Consider the following 25,514-nt stretch of genomic DNA (forward strand, 5'->3'; position numbering starts at 1 on the left):
GGCGATCGCCAGATCCGGGTCGGGAGCCGCGTGCGGTTCCGGGAGCTCGTGTACGACGTCGCAGGGACCGACGGGTCGTCGGTGTTTCTGGCGGGTACGAGCGGTGGCGCACCGTTGACGATTCTGGCGACTGATCTGCTAACGGATCGCACGTTCGCGCTGGAGTCAGTGATCGCCCGGCCGGTAGCGCCGCCGGCGTTGTTCGACCTGCTTCCCGACGACGTCAGGGATGCCGCGAGGGACCTCGAGGGCCACATCACCGAGGTACTCGACGGGGTGCCGGTAGGTGCGCCGCACGGTACCCGTCCGCGACCGGAGTACGACGTCGGGTCGACGACACTGCGCCAGCGTGAGATGGCGAAGGTCGCCGAGCTCGAGCGTGCTGGACAGCAGGCCATGACCCTGCGAATGTTTCAGCGTCGCCGCGTTGCCTACGAGGCGCAGGGCGTCCTCGGTCTTGTCGATCGCCGCCGGCTGCAGGCGAGCAACCCCGCGGGGCGAACCGACCCGAGGGTGATCGAGGCGCTGCAGCGTGTCCTGGAGGCGAATACGGACGGTTCCTCGGGAACCGTCGATCGGATCAGACGTTCGGTCGAGCGTGATCTGGCCGAGTACCACCCGGGTGAGACGGTGCCGATGCCGTCGATGCAGACGCTTTACCGGCTTCTGAAGAGGCTCGCTCAGGGCCGTCACGCGACGGGCTCGGCACGAACCCGGCGGACGTTGGCCAAGCAGCCCGACGGGCCGTTCAGCACGGTCACCGCGGTCCGCCCGGGCGAGGTGACCCAGATCGATTCCACTCCCCTCGACGTCGCGGTCATCCTCGACGACGGCGTGGTCGGGCGGGTTGAACTGACCGGTCTCGTCGACGTGGCGACCCGCACGATCGGCGCCGCCGTACTGCGGCCGACGACGAAGGCTGTCGATGCGGCGCTGCTGTTGGCGCGCGCGATGACACCGGAACCAATGCGCCCCGGGTGGTCTGAAGCGGTGAAGATGGCGCACTCAGCACTGCCGTATCACCACCTTGTCGAAATCGATGACCGGTTACGTGAGGCTGCAGCGCGACCAGTGATCGTGCCTGAGACTATCGTCTACGACCACGGGAAAGCGTTCTTGTCGGACACCTTCCGCTCTGCCTGCCGAACGCTCGGGATCAGCCTGCAACCGGCCCATGAGGACACTCCGACGGACAAGCCGATCGTTGAGCGCACGATCCAGTCTGTCGGCACCTTGTTCGCTCAACACGTTGCCGGCTACCTCGGCTCTTCTGTCGAACGCCGCGGCCGCGACGCCGAGCAGAACGCGGCATTCACCATGCTCGAGTTGCAGAACCTTCTCGACGAGTGGATCGTCACCGGGTGGCAGAACCGCCGTCACGACGGCCTCCGGGATCCGTTCGTGACCCGTGAGGTGATGTCACCCAACGAGAAGTACGCGGCGTTGCTGTCCGTGGCCGGATACGTGCCGGTGCCGCTGTCGGACGACGACTACATCCGACTGCTGCCAACCTGCACGCGGGTCATCAATTCGTACGGCATCAAGATCGACCATCGGGTGTACGACTGCGAGGCGCTCAACCCGCTCCGGGGCGAGAAGTCACGGATCAAGTCCCTTAACGGACGGTGGCTGGTGCACTACGACCCGTACGACGTCAGCCGCGTGTGGATCCGCACGCCCGACGACGACGCGTGGATCATTGCCTATTGGCGACAACTTCGGGCCGCGCCGCAGCCGTTCGGCCGTGACGCGTGGGAGCACGGCCGCAGGATCATCGCAGACCGTGGCGAACGCGTCACCGAGCAGGCGATCTCGGAAGCGGTCGACGATGTTCTCAACCGCGCCGCGGCGCCCGATCGAGCGCCGCGCAACGGCCGGCGCAAGCGACGAGACGCCCGTATCGCCGCACGTACCGCTGCTACCGCTGAAGCGCGAAGGCTGCCACTCCCCTCGTCTGGCACCGCGCCAGCGCCGATCTCTGACGAAGAAGATGACGAGGGCGCTGACGTCATCCCGCTGCCCGTTTTCGACCCCGAAAGGGAAGCAAAATCATGGTGGTAGCCGACGACGACGATCCCGGCGCGGAGAACCGCCGCCTTCCCACGGTGACCTTGGAGGGCTGGCGCCAGTTCGTCCAGGAGAAACCGGCGGCGCTGACGCTACTGCCACGACCTGCGGTGGACGCGATGGACGCCCCCGAGCGCGAGGCGTACGACGAGCGGCGCATTGCGTATCACTCTGAGCTCGTGGTCGTCGAAACTGCGCCGATGCGCGCGATCATCAACCGCGGCCGAATGCTGACCCTGCTCAACCAACGGGAGATCAGCGCGCGGAGATCACTCATTGTCGACGGGCCCTGGGCAAGCGGAAAGTCGACCACGATCAAGATGCTCGGCAAGGTGCACGAGCAGAGCGTGCGCCGCCGATGGCCGGGCCAGGACCGGATCCCTGTCGTCTACATCACCACCCCACCGAAGGGCTCGCCCCGCAAACTCGCCAGCGAATTCGCCCACTTCCTCGGCATCCCGAGCCGCGCTCGGTTCAACACCAGCGACATCGCCGACGCTGTGTGCCACGTCCTCACCGAAGCCCGTACGGACCTGGTGATCGTCGACGAGATCCACAACCTCAACCTCGCGACGAGCGCCGGCGAAGACATGTCCGACCACCTGAAATACTTCACCGAACACATGCCCGCGACGTTCATCTACGCCGGGATCAACGTCGAACGATCTGGGCTGTTCACAGGTGTCAGGGGCAAGCAGATCTCAGGCCGCTCGGTGCTCATGCGCACCGGCACCTTCGCCTGCGACGACGAATGGCGCGGACTCGTCGCTACCCTCGACAGCGCCCTGCGGCTCTATGACCACGCCCCGGGCACGCTCACCCGCAACGGGAAGTTTCTCCACCGCCGGACCGGCGGAAGCATCTCCAGCCTCTCGCAGCTCGTCCGCTCCGCGGCCCTGACCGCGATCATCACCGGCACCGAAGCGGTCACCCGCGCATTGCTCGAGGAGACGCCCGTCGACCACGCAGCGGAACAAATCACGCCACGCGACGAGCGCACGGCACAGTGATCTCCGGCAACCCGCTCCAGGTCGTCCGCCGACTGCCCCGGACGGTCAAACCGTTCCCCAACGAGGTCGTCTTCAGCTACCTGCACCGCCTCGAGCAGATCAACTGCTTCCCCAAGGGACTCCTACTGAGCCTGTCGATATCCGAAGATCGCCGTCAGACCGCGTTGCTCTCCACCTTGAGCGGATACTCGGCCCCCGTACTCCGATGCGCGTTACCGGAACTCGATGCGAAAACGACGCGGCTGCTGCCGGGCCACTGGTACACCTTCGCTCCGTGCTATCGCTGCGTCGCCCGCCGAGCACCCGGACAAACCGTCAACGCCTGGCACGCACACCCGGCTCGATTCTGTCCTCGACATCGCGTCTGGACCGGCAACGTGCGCTATCCCCTGCACACTGACCGCCGACCCGACATCAGCCGCGCCCACCACCGGTACCGCAGGCTCGTCGCACAATACGGCGCGGCCCCGACCCACACCGCCTTCCGCGACGCCGTCGAGATCATCACCTCCTGGTCCACGATGAACGTGCTGAACCTGCCACCCGATCAGGCCCTAGACCCGGCGCCGGCCGCGATCAGGGGGACGGTATCCCCACGCGAGATCTGGTCCACACGTATGGCCGCCCATTGCTATCCGGCGACTGTCGAGCTCACGCGACTGCTCGTTGACCCCACCTGGACTGCCCAGGCTCTGGCCTCACGAGCCTGGGCAGACGTCCGCCCCACCTTCGCGCACCTGGTGTCCGACAACTGCCGCCCCGAAGGGATGAGTGACCCACTCACTCTCTGGCGCAACGACATCAGACAGCGCACGCTCATCGCTGCTGCGCATGCGCCGTAGGCGATCCAAGAGCACCATGCGAAACGACCTGCGGCAGTGTCTCAATCAGCAGCAGGTGGCCAGCACGCCGCGGAGCGCTTCGAGCGCACCGGGTTCGGCGCGATAGAAAGCGTTGACGCCGCGGCGCTCCGAGCTGACTAGGCCGGCCTTCTTGAGCTGCCCGAGATGATGGCTGACAGTCGCCGAGGAAAGGTTCACTGCCTCGGCGAGGTCGCCAGTGCTGGCCTCCCCCGGGCGGGAGGCCATGAGAATCGAGATCAGCTGGATCCTCGCCGGATCGGCGAGGGCCTTGAGCCGCAACGCGAGCTCGAGCGCGGTGCCAGCGTCCATCACGCCGGCGGCGAGCGGGGCGCAGCAGATCGGGGCGCTGATATCGACCACGGGGAGCGTCTTGGGCATGATTCCAATCTACCCACTTGTTGACATATGTCAAAGTGTGGTCTAGAACTGAACCCGCACACCCTTTTGATATATATCTCAGCCTTGGAGGTTCTCATGTCCCGCGTCCAACTCGCCCTCAATGTCGACGATCTCGAGCAGTCGATCACGTTCTACACCAAGCTGTTCGGCACCGGCCCGGCCAAGGTCAAGCCCGGCTACGCCAACTTCGCCGTCGCCGACCCGGCGCTCAAGTTGGTGCTGCTGGAGAACCCCGGTCAGGGCGGCAGCATCAACCACCTCGGCGTCGAGGTCGACTCCAGCGAGAAGGTCCACTCCGAGATCGCCCGCCTCACCGACGAGCAGCTGTTCACCGAGGAGGAGATCGGCGCCACCTGTTGCTTCGCCACCCAGGACAAGGTCTGGGTCACCGCCCCCGACGCCGAACGCTGGGAGGTTTACACCGTCCTCGCTGACGCCGAGACCTTCAATGGTGAACCCTCTGCCGCCGAACCGACAGTAGCTCCTGCCGGCGGAGTCGCACGAATCGCACCGACTGCCTGCTGCACGCCCGGCAATTAGCAGTTCTCTGCGCGCGCCCGGCCGCCGCCGGTGAGGGCGCCAGGCTCGGGCGAGGCTGCCGCACTCCACGTAGTCGGTGAACTGGTGACGAACATCCGGGCAACGACTCCACTGCATCCGATATCGGATCTAGATATCGGCTACCGTTCTCGGTTGTACGGCAGTCGAGCGGAGGCGTGCAGAAATGGCTACAGGGGCGGCGAACAGCGGGTTGGCGCGTCGACTCGGTGTCGGTGATGCGGTGGTGATCGGGCTCGGGTCGATGATCGGTGCGGGGATCTTCGCCGCTCTCGGGCCCGCGGCGGCCGCCGCGGGGTCCGGGCTGCTGGTCGGGCTTCTCGTGGCAGCAGTGGTGGCGTATTGCAACGCGATCGCCTCAGCGCGATTGGCGGCGCGATACCCCCAGTCGGGCGGCACCTACGTGTATGGGCGTGAGCGCCTGGGGCCGTTCTGGGGCTACCTGGCCGGGTGGAGCTTCGTGGTCGGCAAGACGGCGTCGTGTGCGGCGATGGCGCTGACCGTCGGCGCGTACGCGTGGCCCGAGCACGCCCGCGCTGTCGCGGTGGCCGCTGTCGTGGCGCTGACCGCGGTGAACTGCCGCGGGGTGCAGAAGTCGGCGATCCTGACCCGGGTGATCGTCGCCGTGGTACTCGCTGCGCTCGCCGCGGTGGTGCTCTCCGCTATCGGGGCCGGCGCCCTCGACGCCGGCAGGTTGGCGATCGGTTCAGATGTGACCGTGTACGGGGTGTTGCAGGCGGCGGGGTTGTTGTTCTTCGCCTTCGCCGGGTACGCGCGGATCGCGACGCTCGGCGAAGAGGTCCGGGATCCGCAACGCACGATCCCGCTGGCGATCCCGACAGCGCTGGGCCTGGCGTTACTGGTCTACGCGGCGGTCGCCACGACCGCGCTCGCAGTTCTCGGTCCGGACGCGATGGCCACATCGGTCGCACCGCTCACCGACGTCGCCCGCGCGACCGGCGTGCCAGGGCTGGCGGTAGCTGTCGCGATCGGGGGCGCCGTTGCGGCGCTCGGGTCGCTGCTATCGCTGACCCTCGGCGTCTCGCGCACTACCCTCGCGATGGCCCGCGACGGACACCTCCCCGCTCCGCTGGCGGCGGTGCATCCGCGGTTCCAGGTGCCGCACCACGCCGAGATCGCCGTCGGGGTCGTCGTCGCTGCGCTGGTGCTCGCGGTCGACGTGCGCGGGGCGATCGGCTTCTCCTCGTTCGGCGTCCTGCTCTACTACGCCATCGCCAACGCATCAGCGTGGACACTCAGCCTCGACGAGGGCCGCCCCGCGCGACTGATACCTGTCGTCGGGGCCGGCGGGTGCGTGCTGCTCGCGTTCACCCTGCCCTGGCAATCGGTCGCGGCCGGCGCGGTGGTGGCAGGGCTCGGTGCCGCCGTCTACGTGATCCGTCAGCAGCTCTCGGGCAGGCGAGGCGACGTTCGGTAGGGTGCCCGACATGGACCTGGTGCGCGAACTTCTGCGCGGCGCTGTGCCGGTCCATATCCTGCACCATGCCGCCGAAGACGGCGGTGTCTACGGCGCGTGGATGGCCGAAGAACTCGCGCACCACGGCTACCGCATCTCACCCGGAACCCTCTATCCGCTGCTGCAACGCCTCGAAGACGGCGGACTCCTTCGCTCCTCAGAGCACCTCGTCGACGGCCGGGTGCGACGCGTCTACACAGCCACCTCAGCCGGTGTCGAGGAACTCGCCCGCCTCCGTGTCGTGATCAACGAACTGTCCGGGGAGATTCTCGACCGCTGAGCCCGTCGCGGCGGACGGCGACCATATTGCGTTCGAGATCGACGTCTGTCAATATTGATGTGTGTCGAATTCGATTCCGTTGACCGAGGTGACCGTGCGGTGCTCACCGCTGGTCCGTGAACCCCTGTCGGAAACCCAGTCCGTCGATCTGGCGGCGGTGTTCAAGGCTCTCGCTGACCCGATCCGGTTGCGGTTGTTCAGCTTGATCGCCAGCCACGAGAATGGCGAGGCCTGCGTCTGCGACATCTCGCCGGCCGTGGACGTCTCGCAGCCGACGATCTCCCATCACCTCAAGGTCCTCAAGACTGCGGGGCTGCTCGAGTCCGAGCGCCGCGCCTCCTGGGTGTACTACCGCGTCATCCCCGAAGTCCTGTCCTCGCTCGCCGGGATCCTGCAGTCCGGCGAACCCGCCACCAGCGCCACTTCGATGGAGGTTCTTTCGTGACCAGCCCCGCAACAGCCGCCGAGCATCAGCCGGTCGTCGGCAAACTCTCCACCCTCGACCGGTTCCTGCCGGTGTGGATCGGCGTCGCCATGGTCGCCGGCCTGCTGCTGGGCCGGATGATCCCCGGCCTGAACACCGCGCTGGAGAAGATCCAGGTCGACGGCGTCTCGCTGCCGATCGCCATCGGCCTGCTGATCATGATGTACCCGGTGCTGGCGAAGGTCCGCTACGACCGCCTCGATACCGTCACCGGCGACCGCAAACTCCTCCTCGGCTCGCTGCTGCTGAACTGGGTCCTCGGCCCGGCGCTGATGTTCGCCCTCGCCTGGATCTTCCTGCCCGACTTGCCCGAGTATCGGACGGGTCTGATCATCGTCGGCCTGGCCCGGTGCATCGCGATGGTGATCATCTGGAACGACCTGGCCTGCGGCGACCGCGAGGCGGCGGCCGTGCTGGTGGCGCTGAACTCGGTGTTCCAGGTGATCATGTTCGCCGTCCTCGGCTGGTTCTATCTCTCGATCCTGCCCGGCTGGCTCGGTCTGGAGCAGACCACGATCAGCACCTCACCGTGGCAGATCGCCAAATCGGTGCTGATCTTCCTCGGCATTCCGCTGCTCGCCGGCTACCTCTCGCGCCGGATCGGCGAGAAGACCAAGGGCCGCGACTGGTACGAAGCGAAGTTCCTCCCGAAGATCGGGCCGTGGGCCCTGTACGGGCTGCTGTTCACCATCGTCATCCTCTTCGCGCTCCAGGGTGAGCAGATCACCTCCCGCCCGTGGGACGTCGCCCGGATCGCGGTGCCGCTGCTGGTGTACTTCGCGATCATGTGGGGCGGCGGCTACCTGCTCGGCGCCGTCATGGGCCTGGGCTACGAGCGCACCACCACGCTCGCGTTCACCGCCGCCGGCAACAACTTCGAGCTCGCCATCGCCGTCGCGATCGCAACCTACGGCGCCACCTCCGGCCAGGCCCTCGCCGGCGTCGTCGGACCGCTCATTGAGGTGCCGGTCCTCGTCGGCCTCGTCTACGTCTCACTCGCCCTGCGCAAGCGATTCCCCCTCACCCCGTCCTCCGCTGCGACCGCAGCTGATTCGTCCAGGAGTATGAACTGATGCCCGACAACCAGACCAAGCCTGATACCGAGACCGAATCGGGCACGCCGAGTGTTCTGTTCGTGTGCGTGAAGAACGGCGGCAAGTCGCAGATGGCCGCCGGTCTGATGCGTAAGACCGCCGGCGACGCGGTCGCCGTGTACTCGGCCGGCACCAAGCCCGGGTCCGCGGTCAACGGCCTGTCCGCCGAGTCTCTCGCGGAGGTCGGCGTCGACATCACCGGTGAGACCCCGAAGCCGATCGACCCCGATCTGCTCTCCCGCGTGGACCTGGTGGTCACCCTCGGCCGCGAAGCGGTAGTCGAGACCCCTGACGGTGTGGCGCTGGTCAACTGGGACACCGACGAGCCGTCGGAGCGGGGCATCGACGGCATCGAGCGGATGCGCCTGGTCCGCGACGACATCGCCGCCCGCGTCACCGCGCTGGCCGCCGAACTCACAACCCGGTAGCAACCCAGCAGGCCGGGATCGGACGAACGGGAGCATAGGAATGAACGCCACCACCGAACCGGCCGGCACACCGGAACTGCTGATGCCGCAGGCGCTGCTCGCCCGGACCGCGGAGCGGCTCGCGGTCCAGTACCGCGGGATCGTCTCCGAGCAGACCGTCGAACGGGTCGTCTTCGAGTCCTACACCGCGCTGCGGCGCACCGCCCGCATCCACACCCACCTGGTCACCCTCGCCGGCCGGTTCGCCGCCGAACGCCTCACCGCACTCGCGCAATCCACGGGTGCGACCAGCAAGACGGTGCCGGAGGTGCTGTTCATCTGCGTGCACAACGCGGGCCGCTCGCAGATGGCCGCCGCCCTGCTCACCCACCACGGCGGCGGGCGGGTGCACGTCCGCTCCGCAGGCTCGCTGCCTGCCACGGCGATCAACCCGGTCGTCGAGCAGGCCATGGCCGAGGTCGGGCTCGACCTGGCCGCGGAGTTCCCCAAGCCGCTCACCGACGACGTGGTCGCGGCCGCGGACGTGGTGATCTCCATGGGCTGCGGCGACGCCTGCCCGGTCTACCCGGGCAAGCGGTACCTGGACTGGCAGGTCGCCGACCCCGACAACCACCCCATCGAGACCGTCCGCCTGATCCGCGACGACCTCGACCGCCGCGTCCAAGCCCTCCTCACCGACCTCCTGCCGGCCACCACCTGACCCACCCGACCCGCCCCGTCTCTAGATCTGGTCGACCGCCCGGCCTTCGCCGCCGTCGGCCGTGTTCCGCCTGCCCTGCTCATCTCGCCTGTGTTCTTGGAAGGGAACGAAAACACCCATGTCTGCACGCAAGATCATCGCCATCGGCGGTTCGGACGCCGGGATCTCCGCGGCCCTGCGGGCCCGCGAACTCGACCCCACCAGCGAGGTCACCGTGGTCGTCGCCGACGCCTACCCGAACTTCTCCATCTGCGGCATCCCGTACTACGTCTCCGGCGAGGTCACCCACTGGAGCAACCTCGCCCACCGCACCGCCGCCGACCTCGCCGCCACCGGCATGACCGTGCACACCGACACCCTCGCGACCGCGATCGACGCCGCCGGGCACCGCCTCACGGTCACCGGCCCCGGCGGCGCCACTCGCGACCTCGACTACGACGCCCTCGTCATCGGCACCGGCGCGGTATCGGTGCGGCCGCCGATCACCGGCCTCGACCGCCTCGGCGCTGACGATGGTGTGCACCTGCTTCACTCGATGGGCGACACCTTCGCCGTGATGAACACCCTCACCGCCAAGGATCCGAAGACCGCGATCATTATCGGCGCCGGCTACATCGGCCTCGAGATGGCCGAAGGGCTCACCGCCCGCGGCATCCACGTGACTCAAATCGAAGCCCTGCCCGAGGTGCTGCCCACCGTCGAACCTGAACTCGGCGCCCTCGTCCACACCGAACTCGTCCGCAACGGGGTCGACGTCCGCACCAACACCCTGGTCACCGCCGTGAACCGCACCGCCACCGGCGGGCTGGCCGTGACCACCGAACGTGACGGCGAGACCGACCAGTTGACTGCTGATCTGGTGCTCGTCGTCGTCGGCGTGCGCCCGGACACCGAGCTGGCCGCCAAGGCCGGGGCCGAGCTCGGGGTCAAGGGCACGATCGCCGTCGACGAGCAGATGCGCACCAACCTGCCGGACGTCTTCGCCGCCGGCGATGCCGTGCACACCCACCACCGCCAGCTCGGCATCACCTGGCTGCCGCTCGGGACGACCGCGCACAAGCAGGGCCGCGTCGCCGGCGAGAACGCCCTCGGCGGCACCGCCCACTACACCGGATCCCTCGGCACCCAGGTCGTCAAGATCTTCGACCTCGTCGCCGCCCGCACCGGCCTCAAAGAGACCGAAGCCCTCGCCGCCGACCGCGGCTGGGTACCGGTGTCGACGACCTCCACACCGGACGATCACAAGGCCTACTACCCGGGCGCCACACCGATCAGCATCCGCATCACCGGCGACCAGAACACCGGCATCCTGCTCGGCGCTCAGCTCATCGGCCATCGCACCGCGGAGATCTCCAAGCGCGTCGACACCTACGCCACCGCCCTGCACCACGGCATGACCATCGACGCCCTCTCCGAACTCGACCTGTCCTACACCCCGCCGCTCGGCTCCCCGTGGGACGCCGTGCAGGTCGCCGCCCAGAACTGGGTCCGCGAGCACCAGCTGCAGCATCAACGCAGCGCTCTTACGTTCAATCGGTAATCACTCCTTCCGACGACAGCGATCATCGACACACACTGACGAGGTCGCAGTCGTAAGGAAGATCCACTGCAACGCGGGCCGCTCGACACCCACGGATGAAACTCCCCTTACGGGAGGGTAGGGTCTGATGCAGCTTGCGCGGACGACCGCGCACCGTCACCACCCACCCGTCGCACCGTTGCTGTGCAGTGCCGTGCGACCGATTCACGGAGGATCCCCGATCTCGATGGCAGTACAGACGCGTGTGAAAGAGGCCGTGCAGGGCAGCGATGTCGTTGCGGCGCTGCGGAGCCCGAAACGCCTCAAAACCGAGTCCCTCGCCGGTCTCGTCGTCGCATTAGCGCTGATTCCGGAGGCGATCTCGTTCTCGATCATCGCCGGGGTCGACCCGCGGGTCGGGCTGTTCGCCTCGTTCACCATGGCGGTGACCATCGCGATCGTCGGTGGGCGGCCGGCGATGATCTCGGCGGCGACCGGTGCGATCGCGTTGGTGGTGGCGCCGATTTCTCGTGAGTACGGGCTGGACTACCTGCTGGCGACGGTGATCCTCGCCGGGATCCTGCAGGTCGTGCTCAGCGCACTGGGGGTGGCGAAGCTGATGCGGTTCATCCCCCGGTCGGTGATGGTCGGCTTCGTCAACGCCCTGGCGATCCTGATCTTCCTGGCCCAGCTGCCACACATGACGGACGTGCCCTGGCTGGTGTATCCGATGATCGCCGCAGGCTTGGTCATCATGGTCGGTCTGCCGAAGCTGTCGAACGCGGTGCCAGCACCCCTGGTGGCGATCGTGCTGCTCACCGCTATCACCATGGCCTTCGGCCTGGGAGTACCGAACGTCGGCGACGAGGGCGAGCTGCCGAGCACCCTGCCGCAGTGGCTCATCCCCGATGTCCCGTACAACCTGGACACCCTGAAGTTGATCGCCCCGTACGCGATCGCGATGGCCCTGGTCGGCCTGCTCGAATCGTTGATGACCGCCAAGCTCGTCGACGACATCACCGACACCCACTCCGACAAGACCCGCGAAGGCTGGGGGCAGGGCGTCGCGAACGTCATCACCGGATTCTTCGGCGGCATGGGCGGCTGCGCGATGATCGGCCAGACCATGATCAACGTCAAAAGCTCCGGCGCGCGGACCCGGATCTCGACCTTCCTCGCCGGCCTGTTCCTGCTGATCCTCGTCGTCGGACTCGGAGATCTGGTGGCGCAGATCCCGATGGCCGCACTGGTCGCCGTGATGGTGATGGTCGCCGTCGGCACCTTCGACTGGCACAGCATCGCCCCGGCGACACTGCGGCGGATGCCGCGCAGCGAGACCGCAGTCATGATCGTCACCGTCGCGATCACCGTCGCCACCCACAACCTGGCGTACGGCGTGATCGGCGGCGTCATCGTCGCGACCCTGCTGTTCGTCCGCCGCGTCGCCCACTTCACCGAGGTCACACCCACCGCATCCGACAATGCGGGCACCCGCACCTACCGAGTGCGCGGCGAACTGTTCTTCGCCTCCAGCAACGACCTGGTCTACCAGTTCGACTACGTCGACGACCCCGAGCACGTGATCATCGACCTCTCCGACACCCACGTCTGGGACGCCTCCACCGTCGCGGCCCTCGACGCGATCGAGACCAAGTACCGCAACAAGGGCAAGACAGTCGAGTTCATCGGCCTCAACCCAGCATCCGCGGAGCGGCACGGACGGCTCAGCGGCCACCTCGGCGGCGAACACTAGGCTCACGATCATGGCTGACGAACCCGAAGGCGGCCGGCTGCTGCAGATCGGCCAAGTCGCCGAAGCAACTGGACTGTCGCTCAAAACGATCCGGCACTACGACGAGATGGGGCTGGTCGCCCCGTCCGAACGCAGCCCCGGGGGCTTTCGCCTCTACACCGCGGCCGACGTCGAACGCCTGCTGGTGATCCGCCGCATGAAACCCCTCGGCTTCACTCTCGAGCAGATGCGGGACCTGCTCGCCGCCCTCGACACCCTCGCCGACCCGGCAGCAACCGCCACGGTGCGGGCCGACGCCACCGCTTTCGTCGATCAATGCTCCGACGCCGCGCAGCAGCGCTGCGCCGAACTCCGAGCCCAATTGGCGATCGCCGAGGAGTTCGCGAACACACTCACCGCCCTCGCCGGCCGCCACTGACCCACAAGCTCGGCGCGTGAGGTCCGCGCGGCCGACCGGGGTGAGCCGCAAGGGTGGCTACGTGCCCGCGAGAACGTCATCGAGATGCATCGACGCGACGTCACGGGCCTGGGTGGCGGTCCTGTGCCCGACAAGTACGCTTACGCCCATCGATCCCGACGATCTGACGATTTGCGACAAGTAGATTGAGAAGGCGCACCGTTTCAATTCTCAATCGAGTTGACGCAACGCAGGTCAGAGCGGTGGGAATGCGTCAAGTGGAATGAGAAGGGACAGGTAACAGCGACGCTTGCTCGGCGCGCTGTGAATGCGCCCCCGGGTGGGTGAATCCACCGTCGGCCTGCGCTGCGGTTCTCCGGACCATCGACTGACCGCCGTACCGCGACGCCTGTGTGGCACACGACCGCCTTTCTGCTGGGGTGTCTTCTCTCGCCCGCGAGCGCACTTCAGGCCCGGGCCGCGATGTCGCGACGTCACCTGCGGTGTCCCAGCCGGGCTGGCCGACGCCGTATATACGTCACTGTGACGTATATACGGAGGCGGGCACGTGGGGTTCAGGGGCTTGTTCGTGTTCGCTCCGAGAATGTTCTCAACAATGGCAGAAATGGACATCCTGCCACGCCTATTGCAATAGCAAGCGGCTCTCTCCTACTCTTGTGGCGCACGGTGAAACGCGGCGCGAATGGGGAATTCGTTCGTGTGGGCAAGGAGGAATTATGGGTAGGCATAGCCATGAGGAAGTCGTGGCCGCTCCGCGGGGAGATGTTTCCCTTGAAGAGACCGTGCAGTTCCGCCTCCCCGGCCTCAGTCTCGACCGTCCGACCTCCGCGCTGGCCAGTTCCGATACGCGCCAGATGGCCATAGATTCAATTTCACGCATGATCGATTTGATTGACATGATCGACAATGCGCCGGATCCTCGGGCGGCCCGGCGCGCCGCGCACCGCGGCTCGCTCGTGAACTTCCGTCAGATCGCCACGGCCGGTAACCGATTCGCGCATGCCGCGGCGACCCGCATGCGGCACCTCATCGGCGGTCGACACCGGCTCACAGGAGAATCTGCCGACGACACGCGGCCTCCTGCGGGGAACAGTAACCATCGGTGGTCGGATAACGCTATTGTTAACACCATGACCAATGATGACCTCTCCGTCCTCAAGCGCGCTCAAGAACTCGTCCGCAAGCACGACGAGGAGCAGCGCGCACAGCGAGTCGAGCGTGAAGGCCGGGTGCGCCAGACCGGTTCGCTGATCGCGACCTACAGCGCCGACTGTGCGCTCCGCCTCGCGGAGCTGCTGGACTTCTCCACGAAGGACGGCCCCGCCGACAAGATCAAGTGGCAGCTCTCCAGCTCCGGCGAGAAGCTGATCTCGTTCAACCCCGAGGACAACGACCTCATGGTCGACATGCATCGCATGCCGATGCTGGTCACCAACGTCGAGGGCTACACCGTGGGCGTGCAGCACCTGCTGGGTACCGACGTCTACGCCTTCGGCCTCACCGACGGTGGGGACAACTGGAGCGGCTTCGAGGACCTCGAGGGCTTCGGTCGCGCCACCCTCACCCCGGGCAACCGCTACAAGTGGGGCGAGGTCTCGCTCTCCCAGTACAACGAGTGACATACTCCCCCGTCCGCTGAGCCGAGCACACCTGCAAGGGGTGCTCGGCTCTTCTCTTCGACGGGGTCCCGCGCCGATACGCCGGTACGCTGGTGCGGTTGCCGTACGAGGTCATCAGGAGCGTCCATGCCGCAGTCCGTCCCGCACGCCGCCGACAGCCACGAGAGGATCCGCGTCCACGGGGCGCGCGAGAACAATCTCAAGGACGTCAGCATCGAACTCCCCAAGCGCCGGCTGACGGTGTTCACGGGCGTCTCCGGATCCGGCAAGAGCTCACTCGTCTTCAGCACCATCGCCGCGGAGTCGCAGCGGCTGATCAACGAGACCTACAGCGCTTTCGTGCAGGGGTTCATGCCGACGCTCGCGCGGCCCGACGTCGACGTCCTCGACGGCCTGACCACCGCGATCATCGTCGGACAGGAGCGCATGGGCTCCGACCCGCGCTCCACGGTGGGCACCGCCACCGATGCCAACGCCATGCTGCGGATCCTGTTCAGCCGGCTCGGCGACCCGCACATCGGCTCCCCGCAGGCCTACTCCTTCAACGTCGCCTCGGTCAGCGGCGCCGGCGCCGTCAAGCACGACAAGGGCGGCCGCGAGGTCAAGGAGAAGGTCAGCTTCAGCATCACGGGCGGCATGTGTCCGCGGTGCGAGGGCCGGGGCAGCGTCACGGACATCGACCTCACCGCCCTCTACGACGACAGCAAGTCCCTCGACGACGGCCCGTTCACCATTCCCGGCTACAGCATGGACGGTTGGCAGGGCCGCATCTACCGCGGCAGCGGCTTCTTCGACACCGCCAAGCCCATCGCGAAGTACACCAAGCGCGAACTGAACGACCTGCTCTACAAGGAGCCGACCAAGATCAAGGTCGAGGGGATCAACCTCACGTACGAGGGCATCATCCCCAAGATCCAGAAGTCGTTCCTGTCGAAGGACGTCGAGGCGATGCAGCCGCACATCCGCGCTTTCGTCGAGCGCGCCGTCGCGTTCAGCACCTGTCCCGAGTGCGACGGCACCCGGCTCTCGGAGCTCGCGCGGTCCTCGAAGATCGGCGGCACGTCCATCGCCGACTGCTGCGCGATGCAGATCAACGAACTCGCCGAGTGGATCCGCACCGTCGATGATCCATCGGTGGCGCCGCTGATCGAGAACCTCCAGCAGACCCTCGACTCCTTCGTCGAGATCGGCCTCGGCTACCTGTCCCTGGACCGCCCCGCGGGGACGCTCTCGGGTGGCGAGGCCCAGCGCACCAAGATGATCCGGCACCTCAACAGCTCGCTCACCGACATCACCTACGTCTTCGACGAGCCCACCATCGGCCTGCACCCGCACGACATCGCGCGCATGAACGGCCTGCTGCTGCGCCTGCGCGACAAGGGCAACACCGTCCTCGTCGTCGAGCACAAGCCCGAGGCCATCGCGATCGCCGACCACGTCGTCGACCTCGGTCCGAGGGCCGGCACCGCGGGCGGCGAGATCGTCTTCGAGGGCACCGTCGACGGCCTGCGCGCCGCTGACACGCTCACCGGGCGGCACCTCGACGACCGGGCCCGCCTCAAGGACGGCGTGCGGTCACCGTCGGGCGTGCTCGAGGTGCGCGGCGTGACCGAGCACAACCTGCAGGAGGTCGACGTCGACGTGCCGCTCGGCGTGCTCGTCGTGGTCACCGGCGTCGCGGGCTCGGGCAAGAGCTCGCTCATCCACGGCTCGATCAGCCCGCGGGAGGGCGTCGTCACCGTCGACCAGACCCCGATCAAGGGCAGCCGGCGTAGCAACCCCGCCACGTACACCGGCCTGCTGGACCACATCCGCAAGGCCTTCGCCAAGGCCAACGGTGTCAAGCCGGCCCTGTTCAGCGCCAATTCCGAGGGTGCCTGCCCCGCCTGCAACGGCGCGGGCGTCATCTACACCGACCTCGGCATCATGGCCGGCGTCTCCACCACCTGTGAGGAGTGCGAGGGGCGACGGTTCCAGGCCGCCGTGCTCGAGTACCACTTCGGCGGGAAGAACATCAGCGAGGTGCTCAGCATGCCCGTCGCCGAGGCGCTCGAGTTCTTCGGCACCGGCGAGGCGAAGATCCCGGCCGCGCACAAGATCCTCGGCCACCTCGACGACGTGGGGCTGGGCTACGTCGGGCTCGGACAGCCGCTCACCACGCTGTCGGGCGGCGAGCGCCAGCGGCTCAAGCTCGCGACGCACATGGGCGACAAGGGCGGCGTCCTCGTCCTCGACGAGCCCACCACGGGCCTCCATCTCGCCGACGTCGAACAACTCCTCGGCCTGCTCGACCGCCTCGTCGACGGGGGCAAGTCGGTCATCGTGATCGAGCATCATCAGGCAGTGATGGCCCACGGCGACTGGATCATCGACATCGGCCCGGGTGCCGGGCACGACGGTGGCCGGGTCGTCTTCGAGGGGACCCCGTCGGACCTGGTGGCGGGACGTTCGTCCCTGACGGGAGAGCATCTGGCCACGTACATCGGGGGCTGACGTCCCCGTCGGCGGTCCGCTGACAGCGAGTCCACAGCGCGTTCGCATACGATCGCTGGCGTGTCCACCATCGAGACTGCCGCACCGGCCACCGAGAACCGTCGTACCACCGGAATCCTGCTGCTCGTGACCGGCGTGCTGGGGCTGTTGGCCTCGGCGATGCTGACCATCGACAAGATCAAGCTGCTCGAGGACCCGAACTTCGTCCCCGGATGCAGCTTCGACCCGACGATCTCGTGCGGCTCGGTGATGCAGTCCTGGCAGGGATCGGTGTTCGGCTTCCCCAACCCGCTGATCGGCATCGCGGCGTTCTCGGTGGTGATCGTCGCAGGCGTGCTCGCCGCGGGCGGCGTCGAACTCCCCCGGTGGTTCTGGACCGGGCTCGCGATCGGCGCCGCCGCCGGCGTCGCTCTGGTGATCTTCCTGATCTACTCGAGCCTGTTTGTGATCCACGCGCTGTGCCTGTGGTGCATGCTCGTCTGGACGATCATGCCCATCGTGCTCGCGACCGCCGTGGCCGCCGCGCTCGGCCCGAAGGCCACCCAGCAGGTCAAGCAGGGGCTCGCCGCCCTGGTGCTGCTCTGGTACATCGTCGTGCTCACGCTGATCGCGGTGCAGTTCTGGGACTACTGGAGCAGCAAGTTCTAAATCAGTTCCAGGTGTCCTCGAGCATGCGCGGCTTGCACGCCTGGTAGGCGCCGAGGCCGAGCACCACGAGGCAGGCGAACAGCATCATGAACGGCGCGGTCCAGCCGTGCGTCGCCTCGTGCAGCAGGCCGAAGCCGAGCGGGCCGGCGCACGCCGCGAGGTAGCCCACGCCCTGCATGAAGCCGGACAGTGCGGCCGATCCGGCGCCCGTGCGGGTGCGCAGGTTGACCAGCGTCAGCGCCATCGGGAAGGTCGTCGGGCCGAGCCCCAGCGCGATCACCCAGACCCAGGTCAGGGTCATCGGCGCGAACAGCAGGCCCAGGAAGCCCACGACGAAGCAGCCGAGGAACACGATCACCAGCGGGAACGGGTTCACCATCCGGGTGCAGAGGCCGGGCACGATCAGCGTCGCCAGGAAGCCGACGCCGGAGAACAGCGCGACCATGTTGCCGCCGAGCGCGGCACTGCCGCCGGAGTCCGAGAGGATCGTCGGGATCCAGGTGAACATCGCGTAGGTGTTCAGCGAGGTCATGCCGAACATCGCGGCCGCGCCCCAGGCCAGCGGGGAGCGCCAGATCCGGCCCGTCGGCTCCGACGGTGCCTCCCCGGTCACGTCCTCCACGTCGTGGCCGCGCCGGGCCAGGACGATGCCGAGCCAGGGCAGGAACGCGGCGATCGGGATGATCGCCCAGATCGCGAGCGAGACGCGCCAGCCGTAGGCGTCCGCGACCGGGACCGCGGTGAGCGCGGGCACCATCGTGCCGAGCTGGACGCAGGTGAGGTACGCGGTGCTGAGCACGGCGACGTTGTCCGAGAAGTAGCGCTTGACCAGGGGCGGCAGCACGACGTTGCCGATGCCCATGCCGATCAGCGCGAGGCACGAGAACGCCAGCAGGCCGAGCGTGCCGCCCATCAGGGAGCGCACGCCGATGCCGATCGCGGTCGCGACGACGGCCACCAGTGTCGTGCGCTCGAGGCCGATCCGGCTCGTTAGGAACGGCGTCACGATGCCCGCCGCGGCGAACATCGCGGTGGGCAGCATGCCGAAGACGCCGATGATCGTCGCGCCGAAGTGGAGGTCCTCGCTGATCCGCGTGAGCAGCGGCGTGAGCGATGTGACCGCGGTCCGCAGCGTCAGCGCGAACAGCACGATCGCGAGCAGTACGAGCAGCCGCCCCTGCTTCACGGATCGCACCATGGTCTGGTCGGCCTCCTGCGGCTCGGTCGCGATGCTGGTCATTCGCCCTCCTTACGGTCGACACAAATCATAGGATGAATGGATGTATGACGGCAAGACGGTTTCCGTCCGGATAGGATGACTGTGATGCAACCGGTACGCAGGCAGACCTTGATAGCGCAGGTCACAGAACAGCTCCGCGGCGAGATCGCCAGCGGGCGATGGCCCGTGGGCGGGCGCATACCCACGGAGACCGAGCTCCGCGAGCTCACCGGCACGGCGCGCAACACCGTTCGCGAGGCGGTGCAGGCGCTCGTGCACGCCGGCATGTTGGAGCGGCGCCAGGGGTCGGGCACGTACGTGCTCTCCGCCTGCGCCACCTCCACGCTGGGTGACTACTTCTCCGCCGCGCGCGACACCGACCTGCTCGAGCTTCGCGAGGCGCTCGAGGTGACCGCCGCCGGGCTCGCCGCGGAGCGCCGCGACGACGACGACGTCGCCGAGCTGCGCCGCCTCCTCGAGGCCCGGAACCGGCTCTGGGCACCCGAGCAGGTCGCATCCGGCGCCGAGCGGGAGGCCATCGCGGCGGATCTCGCGATGCACCGCGGCGTGGTCGCCGCCAGTCACAACACGATCTACCTCGAGTTCTACGACTCGCTGGTGCCCGTCCTGCAGGAGCACCTCCAGGAGTTCCCCGTCGGCTTCGCCACCTCGTACGAGTGCGCGCACATCGCGGTCATCGACGCCGTGGCCGCCGGCGATGCGTCGGCCGCCCGCGCCGCCGCCCGCGAGCTCCTCGCCGAGGTCCGACTCCGGGAGCGCTGATCAATACCCCACTGGGGTATCATTCGGGCGTGCGGACGATGCGGAGCGGATGGACGGCGGCCACCACGGCCGTGCTCCTCGCGCTCGCCGTCCTCCTGATGCATCTCGGCATGCCTCCCATGTCGATGCCCGCGGCGTCCGCGTCGACGACGCACCACGGCGCGCCCCGCGATTCCGCGACTGAGCGCACCACGATGGACCGGGCCGATCACGGCACCTCGGTGCAGAAGCAGACCGTCGATGCGGTCCACGACCACGAGTCGCACGACTGCGCCGGCACCGTCGTCGTGCACAAGACCGTCGGCGCGCCACCGCTCGTCGCGGTCCTCCCCCTCGCCGACGGTGCCGCCCGCACCACCCCGGCGGATCACGCCGCCGTCGCGCGGGGTCCGCCGTCCTGGACGGTCTTCGACCTCGCCCAACTCTGCGTTCTCCGAGTCTGATCGACGCCCGCGCGCGGCCGCCCCGGCCGCGGCGCGCTGAGCCGACCCATCAGAACACTCCGAGACCCGTAGAGGGAACAACGATGACCGTTTCACGTATCCGTATCGCCACCATGCTGTCCGCCGTCGCCGTCGGCGCGTCCCTGATCGGCGCGTGCACCACCGGCGCGTCGACCGATACCGCCCCGTCGAGCACCGCCGCCACCGGCGCGGCCGACCACGCCGGCCACAGCATGGGCTCGTCGGCCCCGTCGAGCAGTGCGGTCACCGCGCAGTTCAACGACGCCGACGTCGACTTCGCCACGATGATGTACCCGCACCATGCCCAGGCCGTCGAGATGGCCAAGCTCGTCGAGGGCAAGGGGGCACGCCCGGAGGTCGTCGAGCTCGCCGCCGAGGTCCAGGGCGCTCAGCAGCCCGAGATGGACGCCTTCACCCGCCTGCTCGCGCAGTGGGGCAAGCCCGCCCCCAGCGCCACCATGGAGCACGCCATGGACGGGATGATGACGCCCGCGCAGATGGAGAAGCTCGGCACCCTGCGCGGCGCCGAGTTCGACCGCGAATGGCTCACGATGATGATCGCGCACCACCGGGGCGCCATCACCATGGCCGACACCGAGCTCGCGAAGGGCGTCAACCCGGAGAACCGGAAGCTCGCCGAGCAGATCAAGAGTGGCCAGCAGGCGGAGATCGCCCGCATGGAGAAGCTCCTGGCATAGCCGACAGCGGCGTCGCCACGGCCGTCGCCCGCGATCAGCGGGCGGCGGCTGTCGCGCTGGACGGCGGGGCCGCTGTCTCCCTCCCGTGAGATCCGACGAAATCATTCCACCGGAACGATTTTCGGGCACAATCAGCAGCGCACCGACGACCCACGTCATTGCTTCGAGAAAGCGAGCAACTGATGACAGCGAGGCATGCCCTCCGCAAGCCCCGGCCGATCGCGCTCGCAGCGGCGGGAACAGGACTCGCGGGCGTGCTCGCTCTCACCGGCGGCGGCGCGGACTTCCTCGCGCAGGTCGCGGCCAAGACGATCATCGTCGTCGGCGGGGCCAGCGATCCGACCGGCAAGGACCAGTGGGCCCGGATCGGCCGCGACTACACCGGCCCCGCGCCGGTCTTCGTCCAGCACCCCGCCGTCTTCGGCATCGGCTTCCCCGGCTTCGCCCTCAGCAGCGACGGCAAGCACACCTACGCGCAGTCGAACGACATCGGCGCGGCGGCCACCGTCGACGCGATCACGGCGGCGAAGCAGGACCCGAACGAGGAGGTCGTGATCTACACGATCTCGCAGGGCGCCGACGTCGTCGGCCTCGCGGTGCTGCGGTACGGCAGGGATCACCCGCAGCCGTCGGGCGGGTCCGCGGGAATCACCGTCATCGAGCAGGGCAGCCCGAGCTTCATCCGGTCCGGCGCGTGGAACCTGATTCCCGCGGGCATCCCCGGTCTCCACAACGGACCCGTTCGCAACGACGGCGCGTCCGGCGCGACGGTGGTCAGCATCTGCGTCAAGGGCGACTTCGGCTGCGGGATGGGTGTCAATCCCCTTGTCGCCGCGTTCTACTTCCCGCCGGGCTTCCTGATGCACGGCACCGTCTACACCGCGGAGAACATCGGCCGCTACTCGCCGATCACCGGCGAGGCCTTCACGCCGGGGTCGACCCCGGAGACGCCCGTCGGCACCCGCACCGAGACCCGCAACGGCAACATCGTGACCGTCGAGACCTACGCGAACGGCACCGTCAAACGGACGTGGACCGAGGACAACACGACCTGGGTGTCGATCGACACGGGCGAGAATCCGTGGGGCTGGATGTTGCGCCGCAACGGCATCGCCGTGCCGAAGGAGTTCGACCAGCTCCTGAACGCCCTGATCCCGGTGCCCGAGCCCGGCGACTCGGGCCTGATTCCCGGACTTCCGGTCTCCTCGCCGGCCGAGCGGACCGCGCCGCCCGCACGGCACGGCACCGACCGGCCCGACGGGGTGACCGTCGCCGAGCTGGTCGCGAGCAGCGAGCAGAAGACGACGCCCGCGGCTGAGCCGGTGGCGCCGACGGAGCAGGCGACGGCCGTGGTGCCCGCACCGTCGACTCCCCCGACCGAGCCGGTCGCGACGCCGGAGCCGGTCACCGGTGGCTCGGTCCCGTCGACCCCCTCGGACCCGCCGGCCGAGACCCCCGCGCCCGAGGCCCCGTCCACCGAGGTCGCAGCGTCGGAGACCCCGGCGGCCGAGGTCTCCGAGCCCGACGTGACCGAGCAGGCCGCGAGCGTCGCGGCGGAGACCGCCGCCTAGCCGTAGACCTCGTCGTACAAGGCGACGATCTCGGCGGCGTCGGGAACGCGCGGGTTGTTGCCGGGTGAGCCCGACGCCAGGGCCTGCTCCGCCATGAGCGGGGCCAGCTCGTCCCACCGCGCCTTGTCGATGCCGTACGCGCGCGGCGTGGGCACCGCCAGGTCGGCGCAGAGCTGCTCGATCGCGCCGACGAGCGCCTGTGCGAGGGCCTCGTCGGAGTCGCCCGCCAGCCCGTACGCCCGGGCGCAGTCCGCGTAGCGGGCCGGCGCCGCGCCGACGGAGAAGCGCATCACCGCGGGCAGCAGCATCGCGTTCGACAGTCCGTGCGCCACATGGAAATGCGCGCCGATCGGCCGGCTCATGCCGTGCACGAGCGCGACCGAGCTGTTCGAGAAGGCGACGCCGGCCTGCGTGGCGGCGAGCATCATCGCCTCGCGGGCCGGGCGGTCGGCACCGTCGGCGTAGACGGCGCGGATGTTGGCGGAGATCGTCGAGATCGCGGTGAGGGCGAAGCCGTCGGCGAACGGATTCGCCTTGCGGCTGACGTACGCCTCGATCGCGTGGGTGAGGGCGTCCACGCCGGTGTCCGCCGTCAGCCGCGCGGGCATCGACAGGGTGAGCTCGTAGTCGACGATCGCCGCGACCGGGAGGAACGCCGGTCCCGGGCAGAGCATCTTCTCGTCGCTCGCGCTGTCGGTGATGATGCTGAACTGCGTGGCCTCGCTGCCGCTGCCGGCCGTCGTCGGGATCGCGATCACCGGGAGCGCGGGCCCGACGGTGACCGTCGGGGCCTTGTAGTCCCGCATCGTGCCGCCGCCCGCGGCGAGCACCGCGAGGGCCTTCGCCGTGTCCAGCGGGCTGCCGCCGCCGAGACCGATGACGCAGTCCGCGCCGTGCTCGCGGACAACGGCGAGGCCGGGCGCGAGCGAATCGGTGGTCGGGTCGGGCACCGTGCGGTCGAAGACGGAGACCTCGCAGCCCGCGTCGGTCAGGGCCGCGACCAGCCGAGCGACCGTGCCCTGCGCGGAGAGGAAGGCGTCCGTCACGACCACCGGTCGGGAGAAGCCGAGGTCCCGGACCAGGCGGCCGGAGTCGGCGAGTGCGCCCCCTCCGACCGCGAGCCGACGGGGAAGTCCTATCTGCGCTGCAGTCATGCCACGAACGTACCTAGACTCCTTCCCATGGCTGAGCAGATCGGTGAAGGCACACACGAATTCGAGCCGCACCACGCCGCGATCGGGGACCGTCTCAACTGGCTGCGGGCGGGCGTGCTCGGCGCGAACGACGGGCTGATCTCGACGGCGGGCATCGTGATCGGCGTGGCCGCGGCCACCGGCGAGTCCTCGGCGATCCTCACCGCGGGCATCGCGGGCCTCACCGCGGGCGCGGTGTCGATGGCGCTCGGCGAGTACGTCTCGGTGAGCACGCAGCGCGACACCGAGGTCGCGCTCATCGCCAAGGAGAAGGCCGAGCTCAAGGAGATGCCAGACGACGAGTTCGCCGAGCTGGAGCAGATCTACCGGCAGAAGGGGCTCTCCCCCACGACGGCGCGCCTGGTCGCCGAGGAGCTCACCGCGAACGACCCGCTGCAGGCGCACCTCGACGCCGAGCTCGGCATCGACGAGGAGAACCTGACCAGTCCGGTCGCGGCTGCGTTGTCCTCGGCCGTCTCGTTCAGCGTGGGCGCGAGCATCCCGATCCTGGCCTCGCTCATCGAGGGGCAGCGGATCCTGGCCATCGTGCTCTCGGTGCTGGTGGGGCTCGCGCTCACCGGCTACGTCTCCGCGCGGCTGGGCGACGCGGACGTCCGGCGCGCGACGGCTCGCGTCGTGATCGGCGGCCTCATCGCGATGGCCGTCACCTACGCCGTGGGTAAGCTCCTCGGCACCACTGGAATCGCCTGAGGAGGCCGCGAGTGATCGCTCGGTTCGCAGACAAGACGCCCCGCATCGCCGAGACGGCGTGGGTGGCCGAGACCGCCACCGTCGTGGGCGACGTGGAGCTCGGGCCGGGCGTCGGGGTGTTCTACAGCGCCGTGGTCCGCGGCGACACGACGCCCATCGTCATCGGCGAGAACAGCAACGTCCAGGACGGCGTGGCGATGCACGCCGACCCGGGCTTCCCGCTGACCGTCGGCGAGCGGGTGTCCATCGGACACAACGCCGTGGTGCACGGCTGCACCGTCGGCGACGACGTGCTCATCGGGATGGGCGCGGTCGTGCTCAACGGCGCGGTGATCGGCGCCGGCAGCCTGATCGCCGCCAACGCGCTGGTCCCCCAGGGGATGGAGGTGCCGCCCGGCTCGATGGTCGCGGGGGTGCCCGCCAAGGTGCGGCGCGAGCTGTCCGAGGACGAGCGCGCCGGGATCACCGCGAACGCGGCCGGCTACCAGTTCCTCACGCAGGCCCACGCGACGCAGACCGGACCGGCGTAGCTCGGACCCGTCGGGCCGAGGCCGGGCGACTCAGAGTCCGGACCACACCATCGTCGCGCCGGAGTGCCCGGCGGCGATCACGCCCCAGATGCACGCGGCGGCGGCGACCGTCGACAGCACGCCCAACACGACGGACCCCGCGCGACCGGACAGCACCGTCGCCCCGGAGGCGCGGGAGGCGACCGCCGGGCTGGACCCGGCCCACACCAGGACCGCGACGACGAGCAACGCCAGCGACCACAGGAACGTGGCCGTCCCCTGGGTCTCGTGGCCCGCGATCTGCTCGCGCATCCCCTCCATCGACGGGCGCTGCTCCAGCTTCTCCCCCGACTCCTTCGCGAGGTAGCACGCCAGCGCCGCGACCAGCGCCAACACGGGCAATCCGACGCCCAACCGGGCGCGGGCCGAGGGCCACCACGCGGCGACGACGAGGGCCAGCGCGGCGAGTGGCAACAGGACCACCGCGGCATGGACCAACAGCGGATGACTCGGAATTCCCGCGATCTCGGTGAGCACGCATCAATGCTGGCAGAGT

The 25,514-nt window shown here is 68.5% G+C and carries 27 protein-coding genes; 22 read left to right on the plus strand and 5 right to left on the minus strand.

Going from position 1 to position 25,514, the window contains the following annotated elements:
• Nucleotides 1-48 precede the first annotated feature (48 nt).
• Genes WFK95_RS06680 through WFK95_RS06690 form a run of 3 tightly spaced genes read left to right on the plus strand, consistent with a single transcriptional unit; the run spans nucleotide 49 to nucleotide 3,919 of the window.
• On the plus strand, nucleotides 49-2,061 hold the full coding sequence (locus tag WFK95_RS06680; RefSeq protein WP_336670241.1) for a Mu transposase C-terminal domain-containing protein: 2,013 nt from the start codon (nucleotides 49-51) through the stop codon (nucleotides 2,059-2,061).
• Entirely contained in the window at nucleotides 2,052-3,077 is a 1,026-nt protein-coding gene (locus WFK95_RS06685) for an ATP-binding protein (RefSeq protein ID WP_068567466.1), read from the plus strand. Before WFK95_RS06680 ends, WFK95_RS06685 begins: the two co-directional genes overlap by 10 nt.
• Nucleotides 3,074-3,919 carry a hypothetical protein gene (locus WFK95_RS06690; RefSeq protein WP_139184196.1) on the plus strand — a complete coding sequence of 282 codons (846 nt, stop codon included), beginning with the start codon at nucleotides 3,074-3,076 and terminating at the stop codon, nucleotides 3,917-3,919. Before WFK95_RS06685 ends, WFK95_RS06690 begins: the two co-directional genes overlap by 4 nt.
• 45 nt (nucleotides 3,920-3,964) lie before the next feature.
• Here the strand turns inward: WFK95_RS06690 and WFK95_RS06695 are convergent, their stop codons facing one another.
• On the minus strand, nucleotides 3,965-4,318 hold the full coding sequence (locus WFK95_RS06695) for an Rv2640c family ArsR-like transcriptional regulator (RefSeq protein WP_336670242.1): 354 nt from the start codon (nucleotides 4,316-4,318) through the stop codon (nucleotides 3,965-3,967).
• Nucleotides 4,319-4,414: 96 nt separating this feature from the next.
• Between WFK95_RS06695 and WFK95_RS06700 the strand changes: the two genes are divergently transcribed.
• The 10 genes from WFK95_RS06700 to WFK95_RS06745 all read left to right on the plus strand — a co-directional run bounded on the left by WFK95_RS06700 (nucleotide 4,415) and on the right by WFK95_RS06745 (nucleotide 13,050).
• Nucleotides 4,415-4,879: an ArsI/CadI family heavy metal resistance metalloenzyme gene (locus tag WFK95_RS06700; RefSeq protein WP_231857682.1), complete on the plus strand. Its 465-nt coding sequence runs from the start codon at nucleotides 4,415-4,417 to the stop codon at nucleotides 4,877-4,879.
• Between the two features lie 184 nt (nucleotides 4,880-5,063).
• The gene (locus tag WFK95_RS06705) at nucleotides 5,064-6,335 is read left to right on the plus strand and encodes an APC family permease (protein ID WP_068567463.1); all 1,272 of its coding nucleotides are present in this window, start codon (nucleotides 5,064-5,066) and stop codon (nucleotides 6,333-6,335) included.
• A gap of 19 nt (nucleotides 6,336-6,354) precedes the next feature.
• On the plus strand, nucleotides 6,355-6,654 hold the full coding sequence (locus tag WFK95_RS06710) for a PadR family transcriptional regulator (protein ID WP_068567686.1): 300 nt from the start codon (nucleotides 6,355-6,357) through the stop codon (nucleotides 6,652-6,654).
• A gap of 79 nt (nucleotides 6,655-6,733) precedes the next feature.
• Complete coding sequence (locus WFK95_RS06715) at nucleotides 6,734-7,099, plus strand: ArsR/SmtB family transcription factor (RefSeq protein WP_443081533.1); 366 nt, start codon at nucleotides 6,734-6,736, stop codon at nucleotides 7,097-7,099.
• Nucleotides 7,096-8,211: an ACR3 family arsenite efflux transporter gene (gene arsB / locus WFK95_RS06720; protein ID WP_083350806.1), complete on the plus strand. Its 1,116-nt coding sequence runs from the start codon at nucleotides 7,096-7,098 to the stop codon at nucleotides 8,209-8,211. Before WFK95_RS06715 ends, arsB begins: the two co-directional genes overlap by 4 nt.
• Entirely contained in the window at nucleotides 8,211-8,660 is a 450-nt protein-coding gene (locus tag WFK95_RS06725; protein WP_068565160.1) for an arsenate-mycothiol transferase ArsC, read from the plus strand. The genes arsB and WFK95_RS06725 overlap by 1 nt, the downstream gene beginning before the upstream one ends.
• Nucleotides 8,661-8,700: 40 nt before the next feature.
• Complete coding sequence (locus tag WFK95_RS06730; protein WP_068565163.1) at nucleotides 8,701-9,360, plus strand: arsenate reductase ArsC; 660 nt, start codon at nucleotides 8,701-8,703, stop codon at nucleotides 9,358-9,360.
• A gap of 118 nt (nucleotides 9,361-9,478) precedes the next feature.
• Entirely contained in the window at nucleotides 9,479-10,900 is a 1,422-nt protein-coding gene (locus tag WFK95_RS06735) for an FAD-dependent oxidoreductase (RefSeq protein ID WP_068565166.1), read from the plus strand.
• 226 nt (nucleotides 10,901-11,126) lie between these two features.
• Nucleotides 11,127-12,632 (plus strand): SulP family inorganic anion transporter, encoded by a 1,506-nt coding sequence (locus tag WFK95_RS06740; RefSeq protein ID WP_115391354.1) that lies wholly within the window; start codon nucleotides 11,127-11,129, stop codon nucleotides 12,630-12,632.
• A 10-nt stretch (nucleotides 12,633-12,642) separates the two neighbouring features.
• A complete protein-coding gene (locus tag WFK95_RS06745) occupies nucleotides 12,643-13,050 on the plus strand; it encodes a MerR family transcriptional regulator (RefSeq protein WP_068565170.1) in 408 nt (135 codons plus the stop codon).
• Between the two features lie 872 nt (nucleotides 13,051-13,922).
• Here WFK95_RS06745 and WFK95_RS06750 read toward each other — a convergent pair.
• Entirely contained in the window at nucleotides 13,923-14,093 is a 171-nt protein-coding gene (locus WFK95_RS06750) for a hypothetical protein (protein WP_336670243.1), read from the minus strand.
• Nucleotides 14,094-14,180: 87 nt separating this feature from the next.
• Here WFK95_RS06750 and WFK95_RS06755 point away from each other — a divergent pair, with 87 nt between their 5' ends.
• The 3 genes from WFK95_RS06755 to WFK95_RS06765 all read left to right on the plus strand — a co-directional run bounded on the left by WFK95_RS06755 (nucleotide 14,181) and on the right by WFK95_RS06765 (nucleotide 17,810).
• Nucleotides 14,181-14,669 (plus strand): hypothetical protein, encoded by a 489-nt coding sequence (locus WFK95_RS06755; protein WP_224647089.1) that lies wholly within the window; start codon nucleotides 14,181-14,183, stop codon nucleotides 14,667-14,669.
• A 126-nt stretch (nucleotides 14,670-14,795) separates the two neighbouring features.
• Nucleotides 14,796-17,162 (plus strand): excinuclease ABC subunit UvrA, encoded by a 2,367-nt coding sequence (locus tag WFK95_RS06760; protein ID WP_336670244.1) that lies wholly within the window; start codon nucleotides 14,796-14,798, stop codon nucleotides 17,160-17,162.
• A gap of 60 nt (nucleotides 17,163-17,222) precedes the next feature.
• On the plus strand, nucleotides 17,223-17,810 hold the full coding sequence (locus tag WFK95_RS06765) for a vitamin K epoxide reductase family protein (RefSeq protein WP_224647092.1): 588 nt from the start codon (nucleotides 17,223-17,225) through the stop codon (nucleotides 17,808-17,810).
• 1 nt (nucleotide 17,811) lies between these two features.
• Here WFK95_RS06765 and WFK95_RS06770 read toward each other — a convergent pair whose 3' ends face one another.
• Nucleotides 17,812-19,050 (minus strand): MFS transporter, encoded by a 1,239-nt coding sequence (locus WFK95_RS06770; protein ID WP_224647094.1) that lies wholly within the window; start codon nucleotides 19,048-19,050, stop codon nucleotides 17,812-17,814.
• Between the two features lie 84 nt (nucleotides 19,051-19,134).
• On the opposite strand from WFK95_RS06770, the gene WFK95_RS06775 reads away from it, so the two are divergent.
• The 4 genes from WFK95_RS06775 (at nucleotide 19,135) to WFK95_RS06790 (ending at nucleotide 22,545) form a co-directional block, all read left to right on the plus strand.
• Complete coding sequence (locus tag WFK95_RS06775) at nucleotides 19,135-19,812, plus strand: FadR/GntR family transcriptional regulator (protein WP_336670245.1); 678 nt, start codon at nucleotides 19,135-19,137, stop codon at nucleotides 19,810-19,812.
• Nucleotides 19,813-19,841: 29 nt separating this feature from the next.
• Complete coding sequence (locus WFK95_RS06780; protein ID WP_336670246.1) at nucleotides 19,842-20,255, plus strand: DUF6153 family protein; 414 nt, start codon at nucleotides 19,842-19,844, stop codon at nucleotides 20,253-20,255.
• Between the two features lie 83 nt (nucleotides 20,256-20,338).
• Nucleotides 20,339-20,974: a DUF305 domain-containing protein gene (locus WFK95_RS06785; protein WP_336670248.1), complete on the plus strand. Its 636-nt coding sequence runs from the start codon at nucleotides 20,339-20,341 to the stop codon at nucleotides 20,972-20,974.
• A 182-nt stretch (nucleotides 20,975-21,156) separates the two neighbouring features.
• Nucleotides 21,157-22,545 (plus strand): hypothetical protein, encoded by a 1,389-nt coding sequence (locus WFK95_RS06790; protein ID WP_336670249.1) that lies wholly within the window; start codon nucleotides 21,157-21,159, stop codon nucleotides 22,543-22,545.
• Here WFK95_RS06790 and WFK95_RS06795 read toward each other — a convergent pair.
• The gene (locus WFK95_RS06795) at nucleotides 22,542-23,699 is read right to left on the minus strand and encodes an iron-containing alcohol dehydrogenase (RefSeq protein WP_336670250.1); all 1,158 of its coding nucleotides are present in this window, start codon (nucleotides 23,697-23,699) and stop codon (nucleotides 22,542-22,544) included. The two genes, WFK95_RS06790 and WFK95_RS06795, sit on opposite strands and share 4 nt — an antisense overlap.
• A 27-nt stretch (nucleotides 23,700-23,726) precedes the next feature.
• On the opposite strand from WFK95_RS06795, the gene WFK95_RS06800 reads away from it, so the two are divergent.
• Together WFK95_RS06800 and WFK95_RS06805 are read left to right on the plus strand one after the other, a co-directional pair.
• Complete coding sequence (locus WFK95_RS06800; protein WP_336670251.1) at nucleotides 23,727-24,449, plus strand: VIT1/CCC1 transporter family protein; 723 nt, start codon at nucleotides 23,727-23,729, stop codon at nucleotides 24,447-24,449.
• An 11-nt stretch (nucleotides 24,450-24,460) separates the two neighbouring features.
• Nucleotides 24,461-24,979: a gamma carbonic anhydrase family protein gene (locus WFK95_RS06805; protein WP_224647102.1), complete on the plus strand. Its 519-nt coding sequence runs from the start codon at nucleotides 24,461-24,463 to the stop codon at nucleotides 24,977-24,979.
• A gap of 30 nt (nucleotides 24,980-25,009) precedes the next feature.
• Here the strand turns inward: WFK95_RS06805 and WFK95_RS06810 are convergent, their stop codons facing one another.
• A complete protein-coding gene (locus tag WFK95_RS06810; RefSeq protein WP_224647104.1) occupies nucleotides 25,010-25,495 on the minus strand; it encodes a DUF2231 domain-containing protein in 486 nt (161 codons plus the stop codon).
• Nucleotides 25,496-25,514 lie beyond the last annotated feature (19 nt).

Origin of the sequence: Tsukamurella sp. USMM236, assembly GCF_037148755.1 — a bacterium.
GTDB lineage: Bacteria > Actinomycetota > Actinomycetes > Mycobacteriales > Mycobacteriaceae > Tsukamurella.

Bases quoted from the DNA above. Each gene is read 5' to 3' on its own strand.
- WFK95_RS06685 (WP_068567466.1), top strand. From the start codon at position 2,052: ATGGTGGTAGCCGACGACGACGATCCCGGCGCGGAGAACCGCCGCCTT.
- WFK95_RS06695 (WP_336670242.1), bottom strand. From the start codon at position 4,318: ATGCCCAAGACGCTCCCCGTGGTCGATATCAGCGCCCCGATCTGCTGC.
- WFK95_RS06700 (WP_231857682.1), top strand. From the start codon at position 4,415: ATGTCCCGCGTCCAACTCGCCCTCAATGTCGACGATCTCGAGCAGTCG.
- WFK95_RS06705 (WP_068567463.1), top strand. From the start codon at position 5,064: ATGGCTACAGGGGCGGCGAACAGCGGGTTGGCGCGTCGACTCGGTGTC.
- WFK95_RS06725 (WP_068565160.1), top strand. From the start codon at position 8,211: ATGCCCGACAACCAGACCAAGCCTGATACCGAGACCGAATCGGGCACG.
- WFK95_RS06730 (WP_068565163.1), top strand. From the start codon at position 8,701: ATGAACGCCACCACCGAACCGGCCGGCACACCGGAACTGCTGATGCCG.
- WFK95_RS06735 (WP_068565166.1), top strand. From the start codon at position 9,479: ATGTCTGCACGCAAGATCATCGCCATCGGCGGTTCGGACGCCGGGATC.
- WFK95_RS06740 (WP_115391354.1), top strand. From the start codon at position 11,127: ATGGCAGTACAGACGCGTGTGAAAGAGGCCGTGCAGGGCAGCGATGTC.
- WFK95_RS06745 (WP_068565170.1), top strand. From the start codon at position 12,643: ATGGCTGACGAACCCGAAGGCGGCCGGCTGCTGCAGATCGGCCAAGTC.
- WFK95_RS06755 (WP_224647089.1), top strand. From the start codon at position 14,181: ATGACCAATGATGACCTCTCCGTCCTCAAGCGCGCTCAAGAACTCGTC.
- WFK95_RS06760 (WP_336670244.1), top strand. From the start codon at position 14,796: ATGCCGCAGTCCGTCCCGCACGCCGCCGACAGCCACGAGAGGATCCGC.
- WFK95_RS06770 (WP_224647094.1), bottom strand. From the start codon at position 19,050: ATGACCAGCATCGCGACCGAGCCGCAGGAGGCCGACCAGACCATGGTG.
- WFK95_RS06775 (WP_336670245.1), top strand. From the start codon at position 19,135: ATGCAACCGGTACGCAGGCAGACCTTGATAGCGCAGGTCACAGAACAG.
- WFK95_RS06785 (WP_336670248.1), top strand. From the start codon at position 20,339: ATGACCGTTTCACGTATCCGTATCGCCACCATGCTGTCCGCCGTCGCC.
- WFK95_RS06790 (WP_336670249.1), top strand. From the start codon at position 21,157: ATGACAGCGAGGCATGCCCTCCGCAAGCCCCGGCCGATCGCGCTCGCA.
- WFK95_RS06795 (WP_336670250.1), bottom strand. From the start codon at position 23,699: ATGACTGCAGCGCAGATAGGACTTCCCCGTCGGCTCGCGGTCGGAGGG.
- WFK95_RS06800 (WP_336670251.1), top strand. From the start codon at position 23,727: ATGGCTGAGCAGATCGGTGAAGGCACACACGAATTCGAGCCGCACCAC.